The sequence below is a fragment of the Bradyrhizobium sp. USDA 241 genome, assembly GCF_049739505.1.
GTDB lineage: Bacteria > Pseudomonadota > Alphaproteobacteria > Rhizobiales > Xanthobacteraceae > Bradyrhizobium > Bradyrhizobium liaoningense.
Genome location: NZ_JBMGPZ010000005.1, coordinates 2056909 through 2077033 on the forward strand (window position 1 = coordinate 2056909; position 20125 = coordinate 2077033).

The window sequence follows — 20125 nt, forward strand, 5'->3', positions numbered from 1 at the left end:
GGAATCTCGAGATCCCGGGTTCGATGCTGACGCATCGCCCGGGATGACTTCTTGCGGTCGCTATGCGCGACCGCCAAAAGTCACTTCGGCTGCGGCACGATGCGCAGGTAAGGCTTCGGCTCCTTCCAGCCCTGCGGGTAGATCGTCTTGGCCTCGTCGTTGGAGACCGAGCCCGCGATGATGACGTCATCGCCCTGGGTCCAGTCGGCCGGGGTCGCCACGCGGTGCTTGGCAGTGAGCTGGAGCGAGTCGATGACGCGCAGGATCTCCTGGAAGTTCCGGCCCGTGGTCATCGGATAGACCAGCACCAGCTTGATCTTCTTGTCCGGGCCGATGATGAAGACATTGCGGACGGTCTGGTTGTCGGCCGGCGTGCGGGTGAGGGGATCGCCAGAGGTCGAGGCCGGCAGCATGCCGTAGAGCTTGGAGACGTTGAAATCGGTGTCGCCGATCATCGGGTAGTTCGGCGCGGCGCCCTGGGTCTCCTTGATGTCTTCCGACCATTTGGCATGGTTGTCGACGGGATCGACGGAAAGCCCCATCAGCTTGACGCCGCGCTTGTCGAATTCCGGCTTCAGCTTGGCGAGCGCGCCAAGCTCGGTGGTGCACACCGGCGTGAAGTCCTTGGGGTGCGAAAACAAGAGCGCCCAGCTGTTGCCGATCCAGTCATGGAACTTGATCTTCCCTTCGGTGGTCTCGGCTTCGAAGTCGGGTGCGGTAGCGCCGATCGGAAGTGTCATGATTTTACCTCATCGCATTGAATTTACTGGAAGATTCTTCTCTGGCCGTCATCCTCAGTATAGGGCCCTTACAAGGCCAAGTGAACGCCAACTGAACCGGCTCAAGTAAAATGTGAATTCCTTGCTTCAAGGGCCGATTTCCTAGCAACTTATTGTTACAGCGGCACCTGCGGCGAAACATCCCCATCCGGGGTCACACGGTCTCGCTCGCCCCGATAATGCCTTTTATGACTTCCATCACGCTCGCCCGGCGCGTCCTGGAACCAAAATGGTCCTGACAGCGACCAATTGGCAACCATCTCGAAAAGTCGCGATCCCCGTATCGAATCGTTAACCACCCCTTTACGCCGGCATGAAAATGCTGGCCGATCAGAAGAAGTCTGGAAGTGAACTATGTCTGCCGCTGCGCCTAAGTCCGCTGAGAAGTCTGTTGAGTCGCCGTCCCTCGAACCGTCCTGCCGCGATACCGCGGCTCATGCACTCTCCATCGTGCGGGACGGCGTGATCACGGGCGAAGGCCCGACCACCAAGGGCCGCGTCCACTTCTCCCGCTCGCTCGATGCCGATGACACCGCCTGGTGCGTGCGCATCCTGACCGCGACCGCCGTCAACGACCAGCCGGTCAGCCGCGCTGAAGCCGAACGTCTGTTCGAGATCAATGAGGCCGCGACCGAGCGCACCGATGGCGGCCGGTTCGACGACCTGCTTGCCAAGGCGGTTGCCCATTACGCGGCGAGCGCCTCGGGCCTGAAGGTGCCGCCGCGGAGCGTGGCGCTGTCGGCCGACACCGAGATCGAGAGCTGGGCGCCGTCCTATGCCGCCAAGGTCAACAGCGAGATGCTGGAGTGGATCGCCGGCCAGATGCGCGGCAAGCGCCAGAACAACCGTCGCCTGATGGCAATGGTGGCGACCTTCGTCGGCGCCACCGCGCTGCCTCTGGCGGGCCAGTTGCCGAACGTGTTCGACATCGGGATGTAAGAAACCGGGTATGTAAGATTTGTGCGTCACTCGAGGACGCGAGGGAACGGCGGGGTCATTTCCCCGCCGTTTTTTGTTTGCCGGCCTCAGGCTCGAGCCCGAGCGTGCGGCCAGGGAAGCCGGCGGCATCGAAATAGCGCTGGTTGCCGACGCGCTGGAAGTTCAGCACCGTCATCAGGCCGCCCTCGGCGGGCTTCGACTTCAGCGTGCCGACAAAAGCCTTCGGCACGATGCCGTTGGGCATGGCTTCCGACATCACGCGGCCGATCAGGCCGCCGTTCTGCGAGCCGCGCAGGCCCATCAGCCGGGCAGCCGTCATGCCGACGTCGGCATTGCTGACCGGAATCTCGTCGACATAGCCCGCCTTGAAGTCCGGACCGATCGCGGCCATGAAATTCATGGTGTCGCCGCGGCTGAAGCTGCCATGCATGCCCTGGCCCTGGCGCAGCACGGTATCGGCGACCTGCACCGAGCAGTTGGTCGGCGCCTCGCCGCAATCGCTGGCATAGGAGCGGAAGTTGACGACGATCGAGGGCGTCGGCGTCGCCGCCTTGCCGCGCAGGTTGATGCTCGACAGCGGCAGCGTGCCGGGGAAGCGGCCGAGCGAGTCCTCGACGAACAGGCCGGACACGTAATCCTGTTCGAGCAGTGCCTTGATCGTCTTCGCCGCCAGCTTCTTGTCCTTGTTCGGCAGATAGATCAGGTCGGAGCCGCCATTGGTGGCGACGACGAGATCGGGCTTCTCCGGATCCTTGCCGAGCACACCGTTGCCCGCCCTGGGATGCTTGTTGCCTTCGACCTTCGCGTTCTTGTCGTTGGGGTCGAACAGCGGCAGGTCGAGCGCCAGGAATAGCGTGTCGTCATAGCTGACCTTGGCCGAGGAGCTGGACTTGCTCTCCTTGGAGATGGTCGAGAAGCCGTGATCTGCGGAGACGATGATGTTGGTCGAGGCCGCGAGCCCGAGCTCGTCGAGCGCCTTCCGGAGCTGGGCGAGGTTGGTGTCGGCGTTCTTGATGCCGGCCATCGAGGTCGGCCCGTTGATCCCGGGCATGATCTGGTTGAGGCTGTCGCCGGTATTGTGCTGGCTGCCGTCAGGATCGCGCGACCAGAACACCAGTACGAACGGCTTGTTGCGCGCCTTGAACATCGGCAGCACCACCTTGGTGGCGACGTCGGCGAAATAGGCCTGCTGCGCGACGTTGGCGACCGTAGTGCCCGGCGTCTTGGCATCGCCCGCCTTGGAGTTGTCGCCGCGCGGCGGCGTGGCGAGGGGCAGGCCGGCCTTGGTCAAGGCGTCCTTCACCTCGTCGGACAATGCGACACCGTTCTTGCCGCCGGTGGAATCGTCGAACACGATCGAATGCTGGCCGGGCTTTTCAGGCTTGTCGGTGTGGTCGAACTGGTAGGTCGGGCCGACCTTGCCGATTGCCGCGGTGCTCAGCCCCTTGTCGCGAGCCATCTTCAGGATGGTCTCCTCGTTGAGGTAGTCGCCCTTGAAATGCTCGTCGATGTCGCCGAGCACGGCGTCGTTCTCGATGAAGGGGACGACGGTGTCGCCGGCGGGTGCGGAGGTGTAGTTGGTCCAGATCGTGTTGGAGAACACGCCGGTGTCGCCGAGATAATGACCTGTCGACATCGCCGAGCCGTTGGCCATCGTGAAGGTCGGGAAGAGCGAATGCGGGTTCTTGAAGTTGACGCCCTTGTCGCGGACTTCGGCCATCGCAGGCGCGGTTTCCGGCGTGACCTTGAGCGCACGCAGACCATCGGGAATGAACAGGATCAGGTTGCGGGGCGTGTTGTTCTGGGCAGAGGCCAGTCCGGTGGGCAGCACGGTCAGGCCGGCGGACAGCAACACCAGTGAACGGCGCATCAGGATCTCCTAGCGGTGAAGGCGGCGTGGCCGCAGCTCTCGGAGCTTCGTTTAGTTTCGCTAGATGACAGTCTTGTTACAAGGCCCGTTGCCGCTGCAAGGGCTGGGAATGGGGGCCTCGTCACTCTCGTGTCCCGGACGCGCTGCAACGTGAAACGTTGCTGCGCAGAGCCGGCAACTGTTATGTTGGGTTGGTCTGCAGGTATGGCTTCCTATCGCGCATCATGGCGTTGAGGACGGTCAACATCTTCCTGGCGACAGCGATGAGGGCGAGCTTGGCTGGTTTTCCGGCCTGTCGCAGTCGGGCGTAGAAGGACTTGAACGGCTCGGCTCGGCGAACCGCGTTCAGCGCAGCCATGTAGAGGGCATCGCGAACGCGCTTTCGGCCGCCGGCGATCTTGCGCTTGCCACGGAAGGCGCCGCTGTCGACGTTGAAGGGAGCCAGGCCTGCCAGCGCCGCGACCTGTTTCGGTCCGACCTTCCCGAGTTCGGGCATCTGCGCGATGAGTTGCATGCAGGCCACGGGGCCCACGCCGGGCAGTGAGCGCATCAACTGCGCATCATCCGAGATCTCCGGCTCAGTCTTGATCAGCGCCTTGATGTCAGCCTCGATCTGGACGATCTCGCTGTCGAGGACCTCGATGAGACGGCCGATCCGATCGGCGATGGCGCGGTCGTCGGCCTCGCTGCGCCGGTTCTTCTCCTGGGCGCGCATGAGAACCAGTTGATCCCGCCGTTTTGCAAGCCTGGCCAAGGCGTTGCGGGCCGGGTTGGCGGCCGGCTCGGTGGCCGGCTGCATGGCCTGCGCAAAGGTGGCCAGCATCCGCGGTCAATCGGGTCGGTTTTGGCGAGTTGGCCGCTGGCGCGCGCAAAGTCGCGGGCTCGGGCCGGGTTGATCCGGGCGAAGCGGATGCCGGCCTGGCTTAGCGCCTCGCGAAGCGCGAGGTCGTACACCCCCGTCGCCTCGAAGACCACCAGCACATCGCATCGCCAACGCGCCACGATCTGTGTAATGGCCTGCGTCGCGTTGGCGATGCGCTCCGGCACGCCTAAGCCGGCATCGAAGATATCGAGATATTGTTTAGAGACGTCGATTCCGACGCAACGAGCGGGTATGATCACGGTGCCTGTCCCTGTGATGCGAGGTCTGTTGCTGCAGCCTCGTGCAACTGTTCAGGTTGATAGATGGAACGGGCGGGAGACCGAGCCGGCTCACGGCGTCAAGCGCCAAGGACCCAACGGCTTCCCGCCCACCTCATCTTGACAGACTTCCAAGACACAGGGACCCAGCAGGCTCCGCAACGCGCTGATGGATGGGCCCCGGCTCTGCAACGCACCGCTTCGCGCTGCGCTGCATCCGGGGCACGACCTCGTCGTTGAATGACTGACATGGGATCGCATCCTCGCGGCTCATCTCGCCCGAGCTTTGCTTGGTTGTCTCACCCCCCGATGAAAGAGGGCGCAGGGAAGGCCGGGAGCCGGTTGGCTCCCGTGGACCGCCATGCCAGACGCAAACTGCGTGCGCTTCGATGCACAGCGGGTAACAGGGCAACCGGAGACATCCCGGCCTTCCCTGCGCAGTGGTTGGAACGGCTTATGTCGTGATCTCCCCGGGGAGCGATGCACTATTGCCCCCGTCGCCTTGCAGATGGCTGATGCGCGTGCCCGGTCGGGCAGCGCACATCACCGCAAGACTTGGCGCACAGACCCCGGGCGCCAGGACCACACGATTTTGCCGTACGCTGATGGCACCGGTCGTATGCGCGACGACCTTGCTCACGGTCTCCCGCCCTGCAAGCCCGCTCGCGCCAACGCCATCTGCGTCCACCGCCGCCCGGCCCGCGTTCGTGACGATCGCGATACGCCCCTCTTCCTTGGGCCGGGTTGCGGCGACACATACGCCGTTTCCGAATTTCGGTAAAGCGGAATATTTTCGGCGAGGCGTCTTGACCGACGGTTTGGGTGTTTTGCCCGACGGGCAACGCAACGGATTGTGCCCGGAGATTCGCCCCGGTGCGATCGGCTGCGCTAGCAGCAGGGTCGCTGACGCACGAAGGCCCACCGTCCGTTGTGGACGGTGGGCCTCACGTCAAGCAGCCTTACCAGCGATATCTGCCGGTCAGCGTGCCGTTGTTATTCCCGCCAGGGCCGACATCACCCTGCGTCGAACTTGGAGTTGGATGATTGGTGCCGTTGAGTGCGCCATACGGCCCGGCAACGTCCGGATAGTATGCGCGCGGCTGAACCGGTTCGTAGGCGGGCGCAGTGCGGTCCCAGCCCGCGGACGGTCTGTTCCAGTCGTAGCCCTGCGCCGAGGCGGCCGCAGTGCCCGCGACCAGCGATGCCGTGATCAGGCCGAGAAGTTTTGACTTCTGCATTGGAGATGTTCCTTGCTTGTGTGTGGTCCAACTTTGCTTGTGTGTGGGCCAACGGTTGCAATGCGGGAGCGTTCCGGATGCATGGGCCGGGGGCGGTCACCTCCGATCAACTGGTTATGATGCGCCTGCCGCGGAACGAAGTGGCTGAAGTGCAGATGCGAATCCCGGGCGTTCTGCCGCACCATGTTCCCCGCTAATCGCGTGCCTTAACCAATAGTTAAATATATGTTTGCGGGTGGGCGGCAGCCCGGCCTAGCCTCTTGCGGGGAGCCGCTATCGCGAAGCTAAACGAGTGTGGTGCGTATCATGATTGCCAGATCACATGGGGCGCTGTTCGCCTCGCTCAGCGCAGCCGCGCTGCTCCTGACTGCAAGTGACGGCTCTGCCGGACCCGCTGTCGCCGCGGCGCCTGGCGTCGTTGCCACCGTGCCGCCGGTTGGAGCCCGTCCGCCGATCGCGCCGGGCGCCCGGTTCCATCGCCGCAGCGCTCCGTGGGTCTATTGGCCGGGCGGCGGCGGCTTCGTATGATGGCGCTGGCTACAGCCAACCCTTTGTTGATGCCGCCCAGCCACTCTCCAGCGACGTGCGTTATACCTACACCTATGATGTTCCCTGGGACTGGACGCATCGCTATCCGCCGAACGTCGTGCCGTCCAACCGGCCCTATGTGCCGAGCTGCCCGACGGAGCAGGTGACAGTGCCCGGCCGCGGCGGGAGCGAGCACACCGTCAACATCATGCGCTGCTACTGAAGGGCTTGGTTGGCATTCGACGGATGATCTTCTCGGAAAGCCGCTTCACGCTTTGCGCTAGCGCGTGATGAGATCAGTTTGATCGCTACAACGGGAGGGCACTCCCTCTCCCGCTTGCGGGAGAGGGCTGGGGAGAGGGTATTTGAGCTATGGCGGAATCTGGGTGATGACGGTGTGAGGAAGGCGGCGTATCGAGGCGGGTGACGAGCCTGCCAGAACCTCTCGAGGAGAGCGATACGCCATGACCGAGACTACCAATGTTCTTGCTTTCCGTCAGCCGTCCGCGGTTGATGATCCACTGACCGATATCGTTCGTGCCGGCGCGCGGGACCTGCTTGCCAGGGCGATCGAGATCGAGGTTGGCGCGTTTCTGGCCAGCACGGCCAATCTGACGCTGCCCGACGGTCGAGCGCGCCTGGTCCGACATGGGCACGGTCCGGTGCGCGAGATTGCGACCGGCATCGGTCCGGTGGAGGTCGCTCGTCCCAAGGTCCGCGACCGCGGAGCGAGCGGGCCAGGCGACCGCCTCCGCTTCAGTTCGGCAATCCTGCCGCTATGGGCGCGGCGGACGAAGAGCCTGGATGCCTTGATCCCGGTCCTCTATTTGCGCGGCATCTCGACCGGCGACTTCCAGGAGGCGCTCTCGGCGCTGCTCGGCAAGGATGCGCCGAACCTGTCGCCTTCGGTGATCGCCGGCCTGAAGGCCGATTGGCAGGTCGAGTACGAACGCTGGCAGAGACGCGATCTGTCGGCGCGTCGCTATGTCTACATCTGGGCCGATGGCGTGTACCTGCAGGCCCGCATGGAAGATCACAGCGAATGCATGCTGGTGCTGATTGGCACCACGCCGGAAGGCAAGAAGGAGCTGATCGGCTTCCAGGTCGGCGTGCGCGAGAGCGCGCAGAGCTGGCGCGAACGGGAGTGTCAGAAGTTTTGTGTAAGAGCGTCTCTGTGAGGGGTTTGCGGGGTCAGCGGACTGACCCCATGGGGTCAGTCCGCTGAGCCTGCAAAGCGCTCGCCGAACTGGATGGCAAACTGGCCCATTGCGGCCGTCCATGCAACCGGTCGTCGCCAATGGATGCCGGCATTTCTGATGGCGAGGTAAAGCAGCTTCATCGCCGCCTCGTCGTTGGGGAAGCTGCCGCGTGTTTTGATGATCTTGCGCAGCGAACGGTTCAGCGCCTCGACCGTGTTGGTGGTATAGATCATTTTGCGTATCTCCGGCGCGAAGGCGAAGAACGGAATGACGTGCTCCCACGCCCGGCGCCAGGCCGCCCCGATCGCGGGATAGCGCTTGCCCCACTCGGCTTCGAAGTCCTCGAGCCTGAGCAGAGCGGCGTCGGCATTCTCGGCATGATAGATCGCCTTGATCGAGGGAAGGATCGCCTTGCGATCCTTCCAGGACACGAAGGATAGGCTGTTGCGGATCAAATGCACGATGCAGGTCTGGACCATCGCCTTGGGAAAGACGCTGTTGATCGCCTCGGGAAAGCCCTTCAGACCGTCGACGACGGCGATCAGGATGTCGGCGACGCCGCGGTTCCTCAGATCGTTCATGACCTTGAGCCAGAATTTGGCGCCTTCGGTTTGCTCGATCCAAAGCCCGAGCACGTCTTTCTCGCCCGATGCAGTGATGCCCAGCACGACGTAGACTGCCTTGTTCTTGACCATCCCCTCATCGCGAATCTTGACCCTGAGCGCGTCGAAGAAGACCACCGGATAGATCGCTTCCAGCGGCCGGCTCTGCCATTCGCGGACCTCGTCGAGAATCGCGTCGGTGACCTTGCTGATCAGATCGGGGGACACCTCGGTGCCGTAGAGCTCGGCCAGATGGCCCTGGATCTCCCGTACCGTCATGCCCCGCCCGTAGAGACTGATGATCTTCTCGTCGAAGCCGTCGAAGCGGGTCTGGCCCTTCGCGACGATCACCGGTTCGAACGTGCCGGCGCGGTCGCGCGGCACCTCGATCTCGATCTCGCCGTCGTCGAGCTATGGCTGATTTTGGGTGACGCGGCCTGATCAGGCGGCGTGGCTTTCAGTGTTCGGAATGACTTCGATTCCGTCGATGAACTTTACACCGGCGATGACTTTCGGCAACTGGTTCGTGCTCTTCAATCGCCGCCAGGTCTTCGATGCGGCGTCGATGAGCTTGAACACCATCAGCTTCGCAGTTTGTTGCGACAGCGATCCCTTGGTCCGCACCGTTCGGTGGCGCACCGTGGCGAAGACGCTCTCGATCGGGTTCGAGCTGCGTAGGTGGATCCAGTGCTCAGCAGGGAAGTCGAAGAAGGCGAGCAGCGCATGGCGATCCTTGATCAGGCACTCCACCGCACGTCCGTATTTGACGTGGTATTTCTCGACGAAGACGTCGATCGCGGTTTCAGCTTCGGCCCGGTGTGGGGCCAGATAGATGTTCCGCAGGTCGTTCTTCATGGGGCCCTGCACGGATTTGGCGACCTTGTCGAGTACGTTGCTCACTTTATGGCACCAGCATCGTTGGTGCCGCGTGCCGGGAAAGGCCTCGTCCAGTGCCTTCCAGAAGCCGAGGGCGCCGTCGCCGATGGCGAGTTGCGGGGCAATCCGTAACCCGCGTTGCCGCAGGTCGATCAGGAGTTCGCGCCAGCTCTGCGCGCTCTCGCGCACGCCGACCTGGAAGCCGATCAGCTCCTTCTTGCCTTCCGGCGTGGTGCCAATCAGCACCAGCATGCATTCGCTGTGATCTTCCATGCGGGCCTGCAGGTACACGCCATCGGCCCAGATGTAGACATAGCGACGCGCCGACAGATCGCGTCTCTGCCAGCGTTCGTACTCGACCTGCCAATCGGCCTTCAGGCCGGCGATCACCGAAGGCGACAGGTTCGGCGCATCCTTGCCGAGCAGCGCCGAGAGCGCCTCCTGGAAGTCGCCGGTCGAGATGCCGCGCAAATAGAGGACCGGGATCAAGGCATCCAGGCTCTTCGTCCGCCGCGCCCATAGCGGCAGGATTGCCGAACTGAAGCGGAGGCGGTCGCCTGGCCCGCTCGCTCCGCGGTCGCGGACCTTGGGACGAGCGACCTCCACCGGACCGATGCCGGTCGCAATCTCGCGCACCGGACCGTGCCCATGTCGGACCAGGCGCGCTCGACCGTCGGGCAGCGTCAGATTGGCCGTGCTGGCCAGAAACGCGCCAACCTCGATCTCGATCGCCCTGGCAAGCAGGTCCCGCGCGCCGGCACGAACGATATCGGTCAGTGGATCATCAACCGCGGACGGCTGACGGAAAGCAAGAACATTGGTAGTCTCGGTCATGGCGTATCGCTCTCCTCGAGAGGTTCTGGCAGGCTCGTCACCCGCCTCGATACGCCGCCTTCCTCACACCGTCATCACCCAGATTCCGCCATAGCTCGCCGTCGTCCGTCAACAGCGCTTTGCTGCTTGTGCCGTTGCGGCTGTTGCCCGACCCGCGGCCCGCCGGGTCGCCCTTCTCATAGCCAAGGTGGTGGGTCAGCTCCGCACCCAGTGCGCGCTCCAGAAGCGCCTTCTTCAGTCGTCTGAAAAGCCCGTCTTCGCCGGCTAAGTCTTCTGGCTTGAGGCTGCCCCCGGCAAGAAGCTGGTCCAAAATCTCAGGTGAAAAATCCGTAGCCATGTGAGTCTCCTGTCAAAGGTAAACTCACAGAAACCATCTTACACCGAGTTACTGACACCCTCGCGCGAACTCCTGATCGACCTGCGGCAACGCGGGTTACGGATTGCCCCGCAACTCGCCATCGGCGACGGCGCCCTCGGCTTCTGGAAGGCACTGGACGAGGCCTTTCCCGGCACGCGGCACCAACGATGCTGGTGCCATAAAGTGAGCAACGTACTCGACAAGGTCGCCAAATCCGTGCAGGGCCCCATGAAGAACGACCTGCGGAACATCTATCTGGCCCCACACCGGGCCGAAGCTGAAACCGCGATCGACGTCTTCGTCGAGAAATACCACGTCAAATACGGACGTGCGGTGGAGTGCCTGATCAAGGATCGCCATGCGCTGCTAGAGCTGGCCCCGCAAATTCGGACAGTAGCTTGAGTGGATTTTCTGCCTGACAGCGGCGAGGATTCTTGCTGCGAATCAGGAGCGAAGATGACGAAGAAGAGCCGCCGGACGCATTCTCCGGCATTCAAGGCGAAGGTTGCTTTGGCTGCGGTCAAAGGCGACAAGACACTGGCGGAGCTGGCGCAACTGTTTGATGTTCATCCGAACCAGATCACGATCTGGAAAAACCAGCTCCTGGAAGGCGCCGCCGGCGTGTTTGGGCATGACAAGACATCGGCCGAGACGCCGGTCGATTTGAAGGCGTTACATGCCAAGATCGGCGAGCTGGCGTTGGAAAACGATTTTTTGTCCGGCGCGCTCACCAAGGCGGGCCTGCTGAGCGCAAAGCGATGATCGACCGCGGTCATGATCTTTCTATCGTGCGCCAGGCGAAGGTCCTGAAGCTGGCTCGCAGCACGGTCTACTATGAACCTCGGCCAGTTTCGGCCGAGGACCTTGCCTTGATGCGTCGGCTCGATGAGCTGCATCTCAATTATCCCTTCGCGGGAGCGCGTATGCTGCGATCGTTGCTGCGGCGGGAGGGCGTATACGCCGGTCGCCGCCACATCGCGACGCTGATGAAGCGCATGGGGATCGAGGCGGTCTATCGTCGCCCGAACACGAGCAAGCCGGCTCCGGGTCACAAGATCTACCCGTACCTGTTGCGCGGATTGAAGATCGAGCGGCCCGACCATGCGTGGGCAATGGACATCACCTACATTCCGATGCGGCGTGGCTTCGTCTATCTCGCGGCGGTCGTCGATGTGTTCAGCCGACGGGTCCTGGCCCATCGCGTCTCGATCACAATGGAGGCGGCCTTCTGCGTCGAAGCGGTCCAGGAGGCGTTGGCGAAGCACGGCAGGCCCGAGATTTTCAACACGGATCAGGGCAGCCAGTTCACCAGCCTCGAGTTCACCGATGTGCTGCTGGACGCGAAGATCGCCATCAGCATGGACGGCAAGGGCGCCTGGCGCGACAACGTGTTTGTCGAGCGGCTCTGGCGCACGGTCAAATACGAAGAAGTATATCTCCGCGCCTACGACAGCGTGTCCGAGGCGCGAGCGTCAATTGCCAAGTATCTGGCCTTCTACAATCAGGGACGCCCTCACTCGAGCCTTGACGGGCGCACGCCCGACGAGGCTTACTTCGGCACGCAAGCTATGGTGATGGCCGCATGACCGTCGCCGACGGTTTTGTCGTCGCTCTGGTCGGGCTACGCCCTCCCGACGCAACGACAAAACCGTAAAGCCCCGCGTTCAGCATAACCCGGCAGGAATCCACTTAAATCCAGCGGGGCGCTGTCCAAACAACCGGGGCCAGCTCTGCTCGCCTTCTTCGACTTCCCTGCTGAGCACTGGATCCACCTACGCAGCTCGAACCCGATCGAGAGCGTCTTCGCCACGGTGCGCCACCGAACGGTGCGGACCAAGGGATCGCTGTCGCAACAAACTGCGAAGCTGATGGTGTTCAAGCTCATCGACGCCGCATCGAAGACCTGGCGGCGATTGAAGAGCACGAACCAGTTGCCGAAAGTCATCGCCGGTGTAAAGTTCATCGACGGAATCGAAGTCATTCCGAACACTGAAAGCCACGCCGCCTGATCAGGCCGCGTCACCCAAAATCAGCCATAGCTCAGGGTATTTCCGCGATGGGACAATTCCCTAGAGGAGAAAGCCCTCACCCGCGCCTTCGGCGCGACCTCTCCCGCAAGCGGGAGAGGTTGCACCGAGCTCGTCGCCATCGATTCAACCTAAAGCCATTCCGCTTTAGCGCGGCCCTTCGGGTCGGGATCATGCTTTAGCCCAGCTCGAAGCTGGTCACGCCGAAGACGCGGTCGAGCCGCAGCGGTGCGATCGGCCCCGTGTACATCCGTGCCGTCTCGAACACCGGCTTGAGGCCGAGCGCCTCCGCGAGCGCGATCGCCTCGCGATTGATGGCGGGGACATCGAGGAAGACCTCGCCGCCGCCCGCGCTTCCGACCAGGGCCTGCACGACCACATCCGCTGCCGCGCGGTCGTCGGCGATGAGCGGGCCGATCTTGTAGCCCGTCCGGCACGGACGGATCACGCCGCCATGCGGCGAGCCTGCCGTCACGCAGCAGCGCGCGGCCCATATGGCCTGATGCGTTGATCCAGGCGCGCAGGAAGGCGCTGCGCGCGGCAGGGAACACGGTGGCGTCATCAGCTTCAACGATTGCAAATGGGATCTTGTCGAGGGTGACGACCTCGGCAGGTGGTCTCGGTGGCGCGGCCACGACGCCACCATAGCGGATATTGGCGTAAGCGAGCTGGAAGCCGGACCTCTTGTAATTGTCCTGCTGCGCCACGACGCCGTCGAGCCCGATCACGCGCGCGCCTGCATGCGCGATGGCTGCGTTCCAGATGCGCAGGCCATGGCCCGCGCCGCGAAAGCGCTCGCGCACGATGTAGAAGCCGAGGAAGGCGAATCGCTCGTCGTAATTGACGCAGGAGACGGTCGCGACCGGCTCGCCGTCGATTTCGCCGACGAAGAAGCCTTGCGCATCGGGGATGGCGAAGCAGGCGGCATCGGCAAGGCCCGGATTCCATCCCTCGGCCGCGGCCCAGTCGACGGCGAGGGCGATTTCGTCGGGGCGCAGATTGCGGATCTGCAATTCACTCATCTCGAGTCGCTCATGATGGATGCCTTCGACCATGGACCTGCCGAGAGGTCTGGCTGTAGAAGGCCTCATGATAGTCCGAGCCTGCGGCTCGCCTCAACACAGGGATGATCGGTCATGGCAGCAGAGAAGGTTGCGCTCGTGACCGCCGGCGGCAGCGGCATGGGGGCGGGGGCTGCGCGGCGGCTGGCCGCGGACGGGTTTCGCGTCGCGATCCTGTCGTCCTCCGGCAAGGGCGAGGCGCTGGCTGCCGAACTCGGCGGCTGCGGCGTCACCGGCTCGAACCAGTCGAACGACGACCTGAAGCGCCTGGTCGACGCCGCGATGGCGAAGTGGGGACGGATCGACGTGCTCGTCAACAGCGCCGGGTACGGGCCGCGTGCGCCCATCACCGAGATTACCGACGAGCAGTGGCACGCCGGCCTCGACACCTATCTGCTGAACGTGATCCGCGCGACGCGGCTGGTGACGCCGCTGATGCAGGCGCAGAAGGGCGGCGCCATCATCAACATCTCGACGGCCTGGGCGTTCGAGCCAAGCGCGATGTTCCCGACCTCGGCGGTGTTCCGCGCGGGCCTTGCAGCCTTCACCAAGATCTTCACCGACACTTACGCGGCCGACAATGTCCGCATGAACAACGTGCTGCCGGGCTGGATCGACAGCCTGCCGCAGCAGGACGCGCGACGCGACAGCGTGCCGATGAAGCGCTACGGCAAGGTCGAGGAGATCGCGGCGACGATCTCGTTCCTGGCCTCCGACGGCGCGGCCTACATCACCGGCCAGAACATCCGCGTCGACGGCGGGCTGACCCGCTCGGTCTGAGGCGGCCGTCTCAATGTGAGGCGATGAGCCGCGCCAGCGCCGGCAGGATCTTGTAGCGGGCGATCTCGTGCGGATACTCGCCGCGATTGGCGAGCAGGACGATGCCGATCCGCCGCGCCGGTACCAGGCCGATATAGCCGGAGGCGTTGTTGAGCCCGCCGGGCTTGTCGACGATGGTGACGCCTGGGAGGCGCACGGTCTCCCAGGCCATGCCCTGTCCGAATTTTTCGTCGACGCGGAAGGCCTCACGCTGCGTCAGCCGCAGGGCGTCGCGCAAATGCGGGTCGATCGCGCGGCCGTCGACGCAGGCGGCGATGAACGTCGCGAGGTCTCGCGCAGAGGAGAACATCTGCCCGGTGCCGGGGAAGTCGAAGTAGCTCTGCTGATTGCCGATCGGTCCGATCGCCATGCCCTGGTCGGAATAGCCCTGGACCACGCGCTGCATCGCCGCCACGTCCATGACGGCGCGATTATCCGGGCCGCGCTCGGGGACGAACGTGGAGCCCATGGCGAGGGGACGGAGAATGCGGTGCTGGATCAGCGCATGGATCGGCCTGTCGTAGCAGCGCTCGAGCACGAGCTGAAGCAGCACATAGCCGGCATGGGTGTAGACGCGTTGCCGGCCGGGTGCGACGCCGGGCGCCGGCGTGAAGGCGTTCAGCATGGCGATGAACTGCTCGCGCGTATACTCTTCGTTCGGCCAGGGCGGATGGTCGGTCGGGAGCAGCAGCCCCGAGGTGTGCGTCGCCAACTGGCCCACAGTGACGTTGCGGATGTAGTTGCCGCTCAGCTCGGGCAGGTATTTCGGGAGACGATCGTCGAGCCGCAGCTCGCCCCGCAGCACGCCGAGCGCCACGAGCGTGGCCTCGAACGGCTTTCGCAGGGAGGCGAGGTTGAACAGCGTGTCGGGCGTCACCGGCCGCCTGGCGGCATAATCGGCGAACCCGTAGTTGAAGAATTCGACATGGCGGCCGGCATAGAGCGCGGCGGCGAGGCCGCCCGCATGGTCCGGCGTCGCGGTCGACGCGATCTCGCCGGCGACGATGTCGCGCATCTGCGCAATCATGTCGGAATCGGCCGAGGCGCGGCGCGGGCAAAGCGCCATCGCCATCGAAATGGATGCGGTCCGGGCGAAGCCTCGCCGGGTGATCGGGGACGTGATGACAACAGGCGGCACGTGCTCTGATCGATCATGCTGATGCGCCCCCGGAGCAGGGTTTAGCGAGGAGGGCGCGAGGTCCCAATTCACGATTGCGCGTTGTGGGTTCCCGTCATCCGAGTGAAAACTGAGCCATCAGGCTAACAATTGTTGACGCCCGTCATCGGGGGTGTATAGTTATCTTCATGGCTAACCAATCATCCAATCTCGACCAGGTCTTCGCAGCGCTCGCCGATCCGACGCGGCGGGCGATCGTAATGCGGCTCTGCGACGGCGAGGCGTCGGTCGGCGAGCTCGCCGATCCCTTCGACATGGCGCTGCCGAGCTTCATGAAACACATCCACGTGCTGGAGACGAGCGGGCTCGTTCTTTCGGAAAAGTCGGGCCGCGTGCGCACCTGCCGTCTCAGTCCGGACGCGCTTGTCGGCGCGGAGGATTGGTTCCAGCAGCAGCGCGCGGTGTGGGAGGCGCGGCTCGACCGCTTCGAGGCCTACGTGATGAAGCTCAAGAAAGAGAAGGAGAGGGCGGGCGCCAAGCGGCCGTCCCGAACAACCAAACGGAAAGGTTCCGAGTGATGACCAATTCTGCCAATCCCGCCCTGTCGCAATGGTCGCTCGACCGCGAGATCGTAATGTCGCGCGTGATCGACGCGCCGCGCGAGCTGGTATTCGAGGCGTGGTCCGACCCGAAGCATCTGCCGCAATGGTTCGGGCCGAAAGGATTCAAGGTCGAGACCTTCGAGATCGACGTGCGGGTCGGCGGCGTCTGGCGCTTCAACATGATCGGACCCGACGGCACGGTGTACCCGAACCGCATGCGGTTCCGTCGCATCGAGCGGCCTTCTCTGATGGAGATGGATCACGGCCTCGACCAGGATGATGATCCCGGCATGTTCCGCTTCACCGTCACCTTTGCCGAGCAGAGCAACGGCAAGACCGTTCTGATGATGCGCCAGCTGGCCTCGAGCACCGAGCAGCGCGACGGCATGATCGGCTTCGGCGCCGTCGAATACGGCTACCAGACGCTGGACAAGCTTGCCGCCTATGTCGCGGCTATGAGCCGGTGAGGGCAGCGTCATTCCGGGACGCTCAACAGGGCGTGCCCGGAATGACAGGGTAGGCGTGCTCTCCTAAAGCGCGATGCGATCAGGATGAATCGCCATCGCGCTTTAGGTTGTTGTTTAAGCATGATGTTTTCGGAAAATTGCTACGCACTTTTCCGGATCATGCTTTAGCGCCGCGTTGTGCCGTCGGATCGTGGAGTGGTTTCATTGCGCATGCCCTGAGGGCTGGAAGCGCCCTGTCCGCCACGCTCCACATGGGTGATGCCGCCGCCGCCTCCGGCGCTTCCCGCACCAGCGCCCGCGCCGCCACCATCACCCGAGCCGCCGCCGGCTCCGGCACCTGCGCCGCCCGCACCACCTGCACCTGCGCCGCCCGCACCACCTGCACCTGCACCTGCACCTGCGCCGCCACCGGCTCCGCCGCCGGCACCTCCGCCCGCGCCTTGCGCGAACGCTCCGCCGACTGAAGCGCCGGCAAGTACCGCGGCTGTGAAGATCGTCAGAATTGTCTTACGCATGTTGTTTCTCCTTGAGGTTTGCGACGGACCAATCACGCGTGACGCCAAGCGTTCCTACGTTCGTTGATCGAGAGGCACGGCGACCTCGTCGAACCGTTCAGCGGGAGCATCGAATACGAGGCGGCATCATCTCCCTGTTTTGCGTTTCGCTATCCCAGGTTAGCGCCGGGTCCTTCGGCCGGAACACTCGTTGAGACAATCAGTCTCCTGCGGCAATCAGCCCGGTCCTCTTAGGAACAATCGCCCGTGCTTCCCTGTTGCGCGAACGAAGCCAGTCAAAACGGAGGACAGGAAAATGGCTAATGCAGCCCGCGATACGTTCGTGGTGGGACTACGCAATGCGCATGCGATGGAAGTGCAGGCGCGAGAGTTGATGGAGCGCCAGTCTGAGCGGCTGGACGATTATCCCGAGGTCAAGGCGAAGGTCACCGCTCACCTTCAGGAGACCAACGAGCAATTGCGCCGGCTGGAGAAATGCCTGGAGGCCTGTGGCGAGAGCACGTCGACCCTGAAGGACACCGCACAGTCGGTGATGGCCAACATGACGGCCATGGCGCATTCGGTTGCCGGCGACGAGATTCTCAAGAACACCTTCGCGAACAATGCGTTCGAGAATTTCGAGATCGCCGCCTACAAGTCGCTCCTCGCGCTCTGCAGCGCAGCCGGCATGCCGGAGGCCAAGGCAGCGCTCGAGACATCGCTGAAGGAGGAGCAACGCATGGCTGCCTGGATCGACTCCAATGTCGAGAAGGTGACGATGGAGTACCTGACGCATCAGCGCCAGGCCGCGTAGCTCGGAGATCCCCGCCGATATCGAACCACCGGCGCGCCAGGGCGGCCGGTGGCTCTTTCGTGCCTTCGCTTTGCGTGCGTTGACCGGCAGGAACGATCACGGCTAAACGGCCTCTCGCCGTCTCACTCCCTGGCCTCATCCGTCACGATGTCGCCGAGCTTCTGCCAGCGCAGGCCGTCGAACTGCACCATCTGGAACTGCTTGTTGACCCGATAGTCGGTCGGTGAGGTCGTGACCGAGATCCCCGGGAGCGTCAGGTCGAGCTCGACGTTCTTGAGGTTGGCCGCCTGTCGCATGACGTTGTCGCGGGTGAGATCGTCGCCGCACTGCTTCAGCACCTGCACCAGCAGCTGCGCGGTGATGTAGCCGTAGACGTTCAGGTTCGAATCCTTGTCGCCATCAGGATAGTACTTGGCCATGAAGGCGAAATAGCGCTTCATGCCGGCATCGTCCTTCCATTCGGGGTCGGCGGCATCCTTGACGTAACCGACGCTGACGACGCCTTTCGAGTTTTCGAGCCCCGCGGGCTTCAGCACGGCGCTGACCGAGGAGGCGTTGATGTCGATGATGTGCAGCGGCTTCCAGCCGATCTCGGCGACCTTCTTGATCGCCTGGGCCGCCTGCTTCGGGGTCGTCGCGCTGAACAGCACGTCGGCACCCGCATCCTTCAACCGCAGAATCTGCGAGTCGATCGTCGGCTCGGTGATCTCGTAGGACGTCTCGGCCACGACCATGTTCGCCTTCTCGCCGAGGCCGGCCTTGAGGCCGGCGAGATAATCCTTGCCAAGGTCGTCGTTCTGGTAGAGCACGCCGATCTTCGCGTTCGGGTGGTTCTTCAGCAGGTACTGCGCGTAGATGCGGCCCTCGACGAGGTAGGACGGGTTGAAGCCCATCGTCCACGGGAAGTTCTTCGGGTCGGTGAAGCGCGCCGCGCCGGTGGCGGCGAAGAGCTGCGGGATTTTCCTGGCGTTGAGATATTTCTGGACGGCGACGTTCGGCGCCGTGCCGATGATCTGGAACGTCAGCAGCACCTCGTCGCTTTCCACCAGCCGGCGGGTCTGCTCCACCGTTTTCGGCGGCGAATAGGCGTCGTCATACTGGATCAGCTCGACCTTGCGGCCATTCACGCCGCCCTGGTCGTTGATCATCCTCATATAGGCGGCCTGGGTCTTGCCGATCACGGCATAGGCCGAGGCCGGGCCGCTGAGCGGCACGGTCTGACCGACCTTGATCGCGGTATCGGACGCGCCGGGGTCGTATTTCTTCTGCGCCTGCGCTGCCGTGATCGAGAGCGCCAGAAGCAGCGCGGAAGCTGCGATGCGCTTGAGAAGAGTGCTTGTCATGTGCTTGTCCCTCCCGCTTGCTATTCGCCCTTGAGACCGGCGTCGCGGATCAGCCTGGTCCACTTCTGCGTCTCGTTGTCGATGAACCGGCCGAACTCGGCTGCAGTGCCGGCACGCACTTCGAGGCCCTGGGCGGTCAGCTTGTCCTTGATTGCGGGTTCGGCGAGCGCGCGCAGAACCTCGGCCTGGAGCTTGTCGACGATCGCGCGCGGCGTCGTGGACGGCGCCATGAAGCCGTACCACCCGGCGGCGGCGACGTTGGGGAAGCCCTGCTCGCGCAGCGTCGGCGCCTGCGGGTAGAGCGCGCTACGCTCGGCTGAGGCGACGCCGAGCACGATGAACTTGCCGCTCTGGATGTAGGGCAGGGCAGTCGGCAGCGCGGTCAGCGTGGCGTCGACGCGGCCCGCGAGCAGCTCGGTGTAGGAAGCCGCATCGCCCCGGAACGGGATGTTGAGGCCCTTGACGCCGGCATCCCGGAACAGGAGCTCTCCGGCCAGATGCGGCTGCGAGCCGGCACCGGGCGAGGCGAAGGTGAGGCCGTCGGGCTTGGATTTGCCGTAGGCGATCAGCTCCGGCAACGTCTTGAACGGCGCATCTGCGCTGATGATGAGGAATAGCGGCGCGATCACCACCATTGCCACAGGCTGCAGATCCTTACGCTCATAGGTCAGCTTGCCGAACAATGCTTCGGCGGTGGCGTAGGGTGCCGCAACGTAGAGAATGGTGTAGCCGTCGCCCGGCGCATGGGCGACCATGTCGTTGGCGATGCGCGTGCCGGCACCCGGCTTGTTCTCGACGATGAACTGCTGACGCAGGCTGCGGCCGAACTCCTCGGCCAGCAGGCGCAGCGAGATGTCGTTGGAGCCGCCTGGCCCGTACGGCGAGATCAGCCGCACCATGCGCGAGGGCCAGGCGTCCTCGGCCTGGGACCTCAGGCTTGAGCCCGCGACCAGTCCGCCTGCGAGCGTGCCCAGCAGGGTTCGGCGTGTGACCTTGAATGATGCCACTGTTTTCTTCC

15 protein-coding genes and 7 pseudogenes are annotated in these 20125 nt (G+C 63.8%); 10 read left to right on the forward strand and 12 right to left on the reverse strand.

From position 1 onward, the window contains the following. Positions 1-80: 80 nt before the first annotated feature. On the reverse strand, positions 81-740 hold the full coding sequence (locus tag ABIF91_RS31670) for a peroxiredoxin (RefSeq protein WP_028178625.1): 660 nt from the start codon (positions 738-740) through the stop codon (positions 81-83). 393 nt (positions 741-1133) lie between these two features. Between ABIF91_RS31670 and ABIF91_RS31675 the strand changes: the two genes are divergently transcribed. Further along, the gene (locus tag ABIF91_RS31675) at positions 1134-1718 is read left to right on the forward strand and encodes a hypothetical protein (RefSeq protein ID WP_028178626.1); all 585 of its coding nucleotides are present in this window, start codon (positions 1134-1136) and stop codon (positions 1716-1718) included. A gap of 55 nt (positions 1719-1773) precedes the next feature. Here ABIF91_RS31675 and ABIF91_RS31680 read toward each other — a convergent pair whose 3' ends face one another. The 3 genes and pseudogenes from ABIF91_RS31680 to ABIF91_RS31690 all read right to left on the reverse strand — a co-directional run bounded on the left by ABIF91_RS31680 (position 1774) and on the right by ABIF91_RS31690 (position 5966). Next, the gene (locus ABIF91_RS31680; RefSeq protein ID WP_424579582.1) at positions 1774-3588 is read right to left on the reverse strand and encodes an alkaline phosphatase family protein; all 1815 of its coding nucleotides are present in this window, start codon (positions 3586-3588) and stop codon (positions 1774-1776) included. A gap of 181 nt (positions 3589-3769) precedes the next feature. After that, positions 3770-4710: pseudogene (locus ABIF91_RS31685) on the reverse strand (IS110 family transposase). A 977-nt stretch (positions 4711-5687) separates the two neighbouring features. Then, positions 5688-5966 (reverse strand): hypothetical protein, encoded by a 279-nt coding sequence (locus tag ABIF91_RS31690; protein WP_028182383.1) that lies wholly within the window; start codon positions 5964-5966, stop codon positions 5688-5690. Positions 5967-6272: 306 nt separating this feature from the next. Between ABIF91_RS31690 and ABIF91_RS31695 the strand changes: the two are divergent. Together ABIF91_RS31695 and ABIF91_RS31700 are read left to right on the forward strand one after the other, a co-directional pair. Then, positions 6273-6717 (forward strand): annotated as a pseudogene (locus ABIF91_RS31695) (hypothetical protein). 241 nt (positions 6718-6958) lie between these two features. Beyond that, positions 6959-7633: pseudogene (locus tag ABIF91_RS31700) on the forward strand (transposase); the annotation flags it as partial. 74 nt (positions 7634-7707) lie between these two features. On the opposite strand, the pseudogene ABIF91_RS31705 reads toward ABIF91_RS31700, so the two are convergent. The 3 genes and pseudogenes from ABIF91_RS31705 to ABIF91_RS31715 all read right to left on the reverse strand — a co-directional run. Then, positions 7708-8700: pseudogene (locus ABIF91_RS31705) on the reverse strand (IS256 family transposase); the annotation flags it as partial. A 36-nt stretch (positions 8701-8736) separates the two neighbouring features. Next, positions 8737-10005, reverse strand: a complete 1269-nt coding sequence (locus ABIF91_RS31710) for an IS256 family transposase (protein WP_038952271.1) — start codon at positions 10003-10005, stop codon at positions 8737-8739. Positions 10006-10042: 37 nt separating this feature from the next. Continuing rightward, a complete protein-coding gene (locus ABIF91_RS31715; protein ID WP_424579583.1) occupies positions 10043-10342 on the reverse strand; it encodes a transposase in 300 nt (99 codons plus the stop codon). Between the two features lie 63 nt (positions 10343-10405). Here ABIF91_RS31715 and ABIF91_RS31720 point away from each other — a divergent pair. The 3 genes and pseudogenes from ABIF91_RS31720 to ABIF91_RS31730 form a co-directional block, all read left to right on the forward strand. Then, positions 10406-10732, forward strand: a pseudogene (locus tag ABIF91_RS31720) (transposase); the annotation flags it as partial. 87 nt (positions 10733-10819) lie between these two features. After that, positions 10820-11949, forward strand: a protein-coding gene (locus ABIF91_RS31725) for an IS3-like element ISRj2 family transposase (protein WP_424579834.1) whose coding sequence is annotated in 2 segments (ribosomal slippage) — positions 10820-11072 and positions 11072-11949 — 1131 coding nt in all. Because the reading frame shifts where the segments join, the coding sequence is not laid out codon by codon here. A 141-nt stretch (positions 11950-12090) separates the two neighbouring features. Next, positions 12091-12372 (forward strand): annotated as a pseudogene (locus tag ABIF91_RS31730) (transposase); the annotation flags it as partial. 196 nt (positions 12373-12568) lie between these two features. On the opposite strand, the pseudogene ABIF91_RS31735 reads toward ABIF91_RS31730, so the two are convergent. Beyond that, a pseudogene (locus ABIF91_RS31735) lies at positions 12569-13412 on the reverse strand (GNAT family N-acetyltransferase). Positions 13413-13526: 114 nt separating this feature from the next. Here ABIF91_RS31735 and ABIF91_RS31740 point away from each other — a divergent pair. Further along, positions 13527-14231, forward strand: a complete 705-nt coding sequence (locus ABIF91_RS31740; RefSeq protein WP_028180309.1) for an SDR family oxidoreductase — start codon at positions 13527-13529, stop codon at positions 14229-14231. A gap of 10 nt (positions 14232-14241) precedes the next feature. Here ABIF91_RS31740 and ABIF91_RS31745 read toward each other — a convergent pair whose 3' ends face one another. Further along, entirely contained in the window at positions 14242-15297 is a 1056-nt protein-coding gene (locus tag ABIF91_RS31745) for a serine hydrolase (protein WP_424579835.1), read from the reverse strand. Between the two features lie 278 nt (positions 15298-15575). Between ABIF91_RS31745 and ABIF91_RS31750 the strand changes: the two genes are divergently transcribed. Both ABIF91_RS31750 and ABIF91_RS31755 read left to right on the forward strand, forming a co-directional pair. Then, on the forward strand, positions 15576-15965 hold the full coding sequence (locus tag ABIF91_RS31750; RefSeq protein ID WP_028180311.1) for an ArsR/SmtB family transcription factor: 390 nt from the start codon (positions 15576-15578) through the stop codon (positions 15963-15965). Continuing rightward, positions 15965-16456, forward strand: coding sequence for an SRPBCC family protein (locus ABIF91_RS31755; protein ID WP_035676811.1), 492 nt, complete (start codon positions 15965-15967; stop codon positions 16454-16456). Before ABIF91_RS31750 ends, ABIF91_RS31755 begins: the two co-directional genes overlap by 1 nt. 157 nt (positions 16457-16613) lie before the next feature. On the opposite strand, the gene ABIF91_RS31760 is transcribed toward ABIF91_RS31755, so the two are convergent. After that, a complete protein-coding gene (locus ABIF91_RS31760; protein ID WP_424579584.1) occupies positions 16614-16931 on the reverse strand; it encodes a hypothetical protein in 318 nt (105 codons plus the stop codon). A gap of 335 nt (positions 16932-17266) precedes the next feature. On the opposite strand from ABIF91_RS31760, the gene ABIF91_RS31765 reads away from it, so the two are divergent. Beyond that, on the forward strand, positions 17267-17764 hold the full coding sequence (locus ABIF91_RS31765) for a ferritin-like domain-containing protein (RefSeq protein WP_028180313.1): 498 nt from the start codon (positions 17267-17269) through the stop codon (positions 17762-17764). Between the two features lie 122 nt (positions 17765-17886). On the opposite strand, the gene ABIF91_RS31770 is transcribed toward ABIF91_RS31765, so the two are convergent. Beyond that, positions 17887-19107 carry an ABC transporter substrate-binding protein gene (locus tag ABIF91_RS31770; protein WP_028180314.1) on the reverse strand — a complete coding sequence of 407 codons (1221 nt, stop codon included), beginning with the start codon at positions 19105-19107 and terminating at the stop codon, positions 17887-17889. Positions 19108-19127: 20 nt separating this feature from the next. Beyond that, positions 19128-20114: a Bug family tripartite tricarboxylate transporter substrate binding protein gene (locus ABIF91_RS31775; protein ID WP_028180315.1), complete on the reverse strand. Its 987-nt coding sequence runs from the start codon at positions 20112-20114 to the stop codon at positions 19128-19130. Positions 20115-20125 lie beyond the last annotated feature (11 nt).

What these genes read in the sequence shown, in the direction of transcription:
- ABIF91_RS31750 (WP_028180311.1), top strand. Translation starts at nt 15,576, where the DNA reads ATGGCTAACCAATCATCCAATCTCGACCAGGTCTTCGCAGCGCTCGCC.
- ABIF91_RS31675 (WP_028178626.1), top strand. Translation starts at nt 1,134, where the DNA reads ATGTCTGCCGCTGCGCCTAAGTCCGCTGAGAAGTCTGTTGAGTCGCCG.
- ABIF91_RS31715 (WP_424579583.1), bottom strand. Translation starts at nt 10,342, where the DNA reads ATGGCTACGGATTTTTCACCTGAGATTTTGGACCAGCTTCTTGCCGGG.
- ABIF91_RS31765 (WP_028180313.1), top strand. Translation starts at nt 17,267, where the DNA reads ATGGCTAATGCAGCCCGCGATACGTTCGTGGTGGGACTACGCAATGCG.
- ABIF91_RS31770 (WP_028180314.1), bottom strand. Translation starts at nt 19,107, where the DNA reads ATGACAAGCACTCTTCTCAAGCGCATCGCAGCTTCCGCGCTGCTTCTG.
- ABIF91_RS31680 (WP_424579582.1), bottom strand. Translation starts at nt 3,588, where the DNA reads ATGCGCCGTTCACTGGTGTTGCTGTCCGCCGGCCTGACCGTGCTGCCC.
- ABIF91_RS31745 (WP_424579835.1), bottom strand. Translation starts at nt 15,297, where the DNA reads ATGATTGCGCAGATGCGCGACATCGTCGCCGGCGAGATCGCGTCGACC.
- ABIF91_RS31740 (WP_028180309.1), top strand. Translation starts at nt 13,527, where the DNA reads ATGGCAGCAGAGAAGGTTGCGCTCGTGACCGCCGGCGGCAGCGGCATG.
- ABIF91_RS31670 (WP_028178625.1), bottom strand. Translation starts at nt 740, where the DNA reads ATGACACTTCCGATCGGCGCTACCGCACCCGACTTCGAAGCCGAGACC.
- ABIF91_RS31690 (WP_028182383.1), bottom strand. Translation starts at nt 5,966, where the DNA reads ATGCAGAAGTCAAAACTTCTCGGCCTGATCACGGCATCGCTGGTCGCG.
- ABIF91_RS31710 (WP_038952271.1), bottom strand. Translation starts at nt 10,005, where the DNA reads ATGACCGAGACTACCAATGTTCTTGCTTTCCGTCAGCCGTCCGCGGTT.
- ABIF91_RS31755 (WP_035676811.1), top strand. Translation starts at nt 15,965, where the DNA reads ATGACCAATTCTGCCAATCCCGCCCTGTCGCAATGGTCGCTCGACCGC.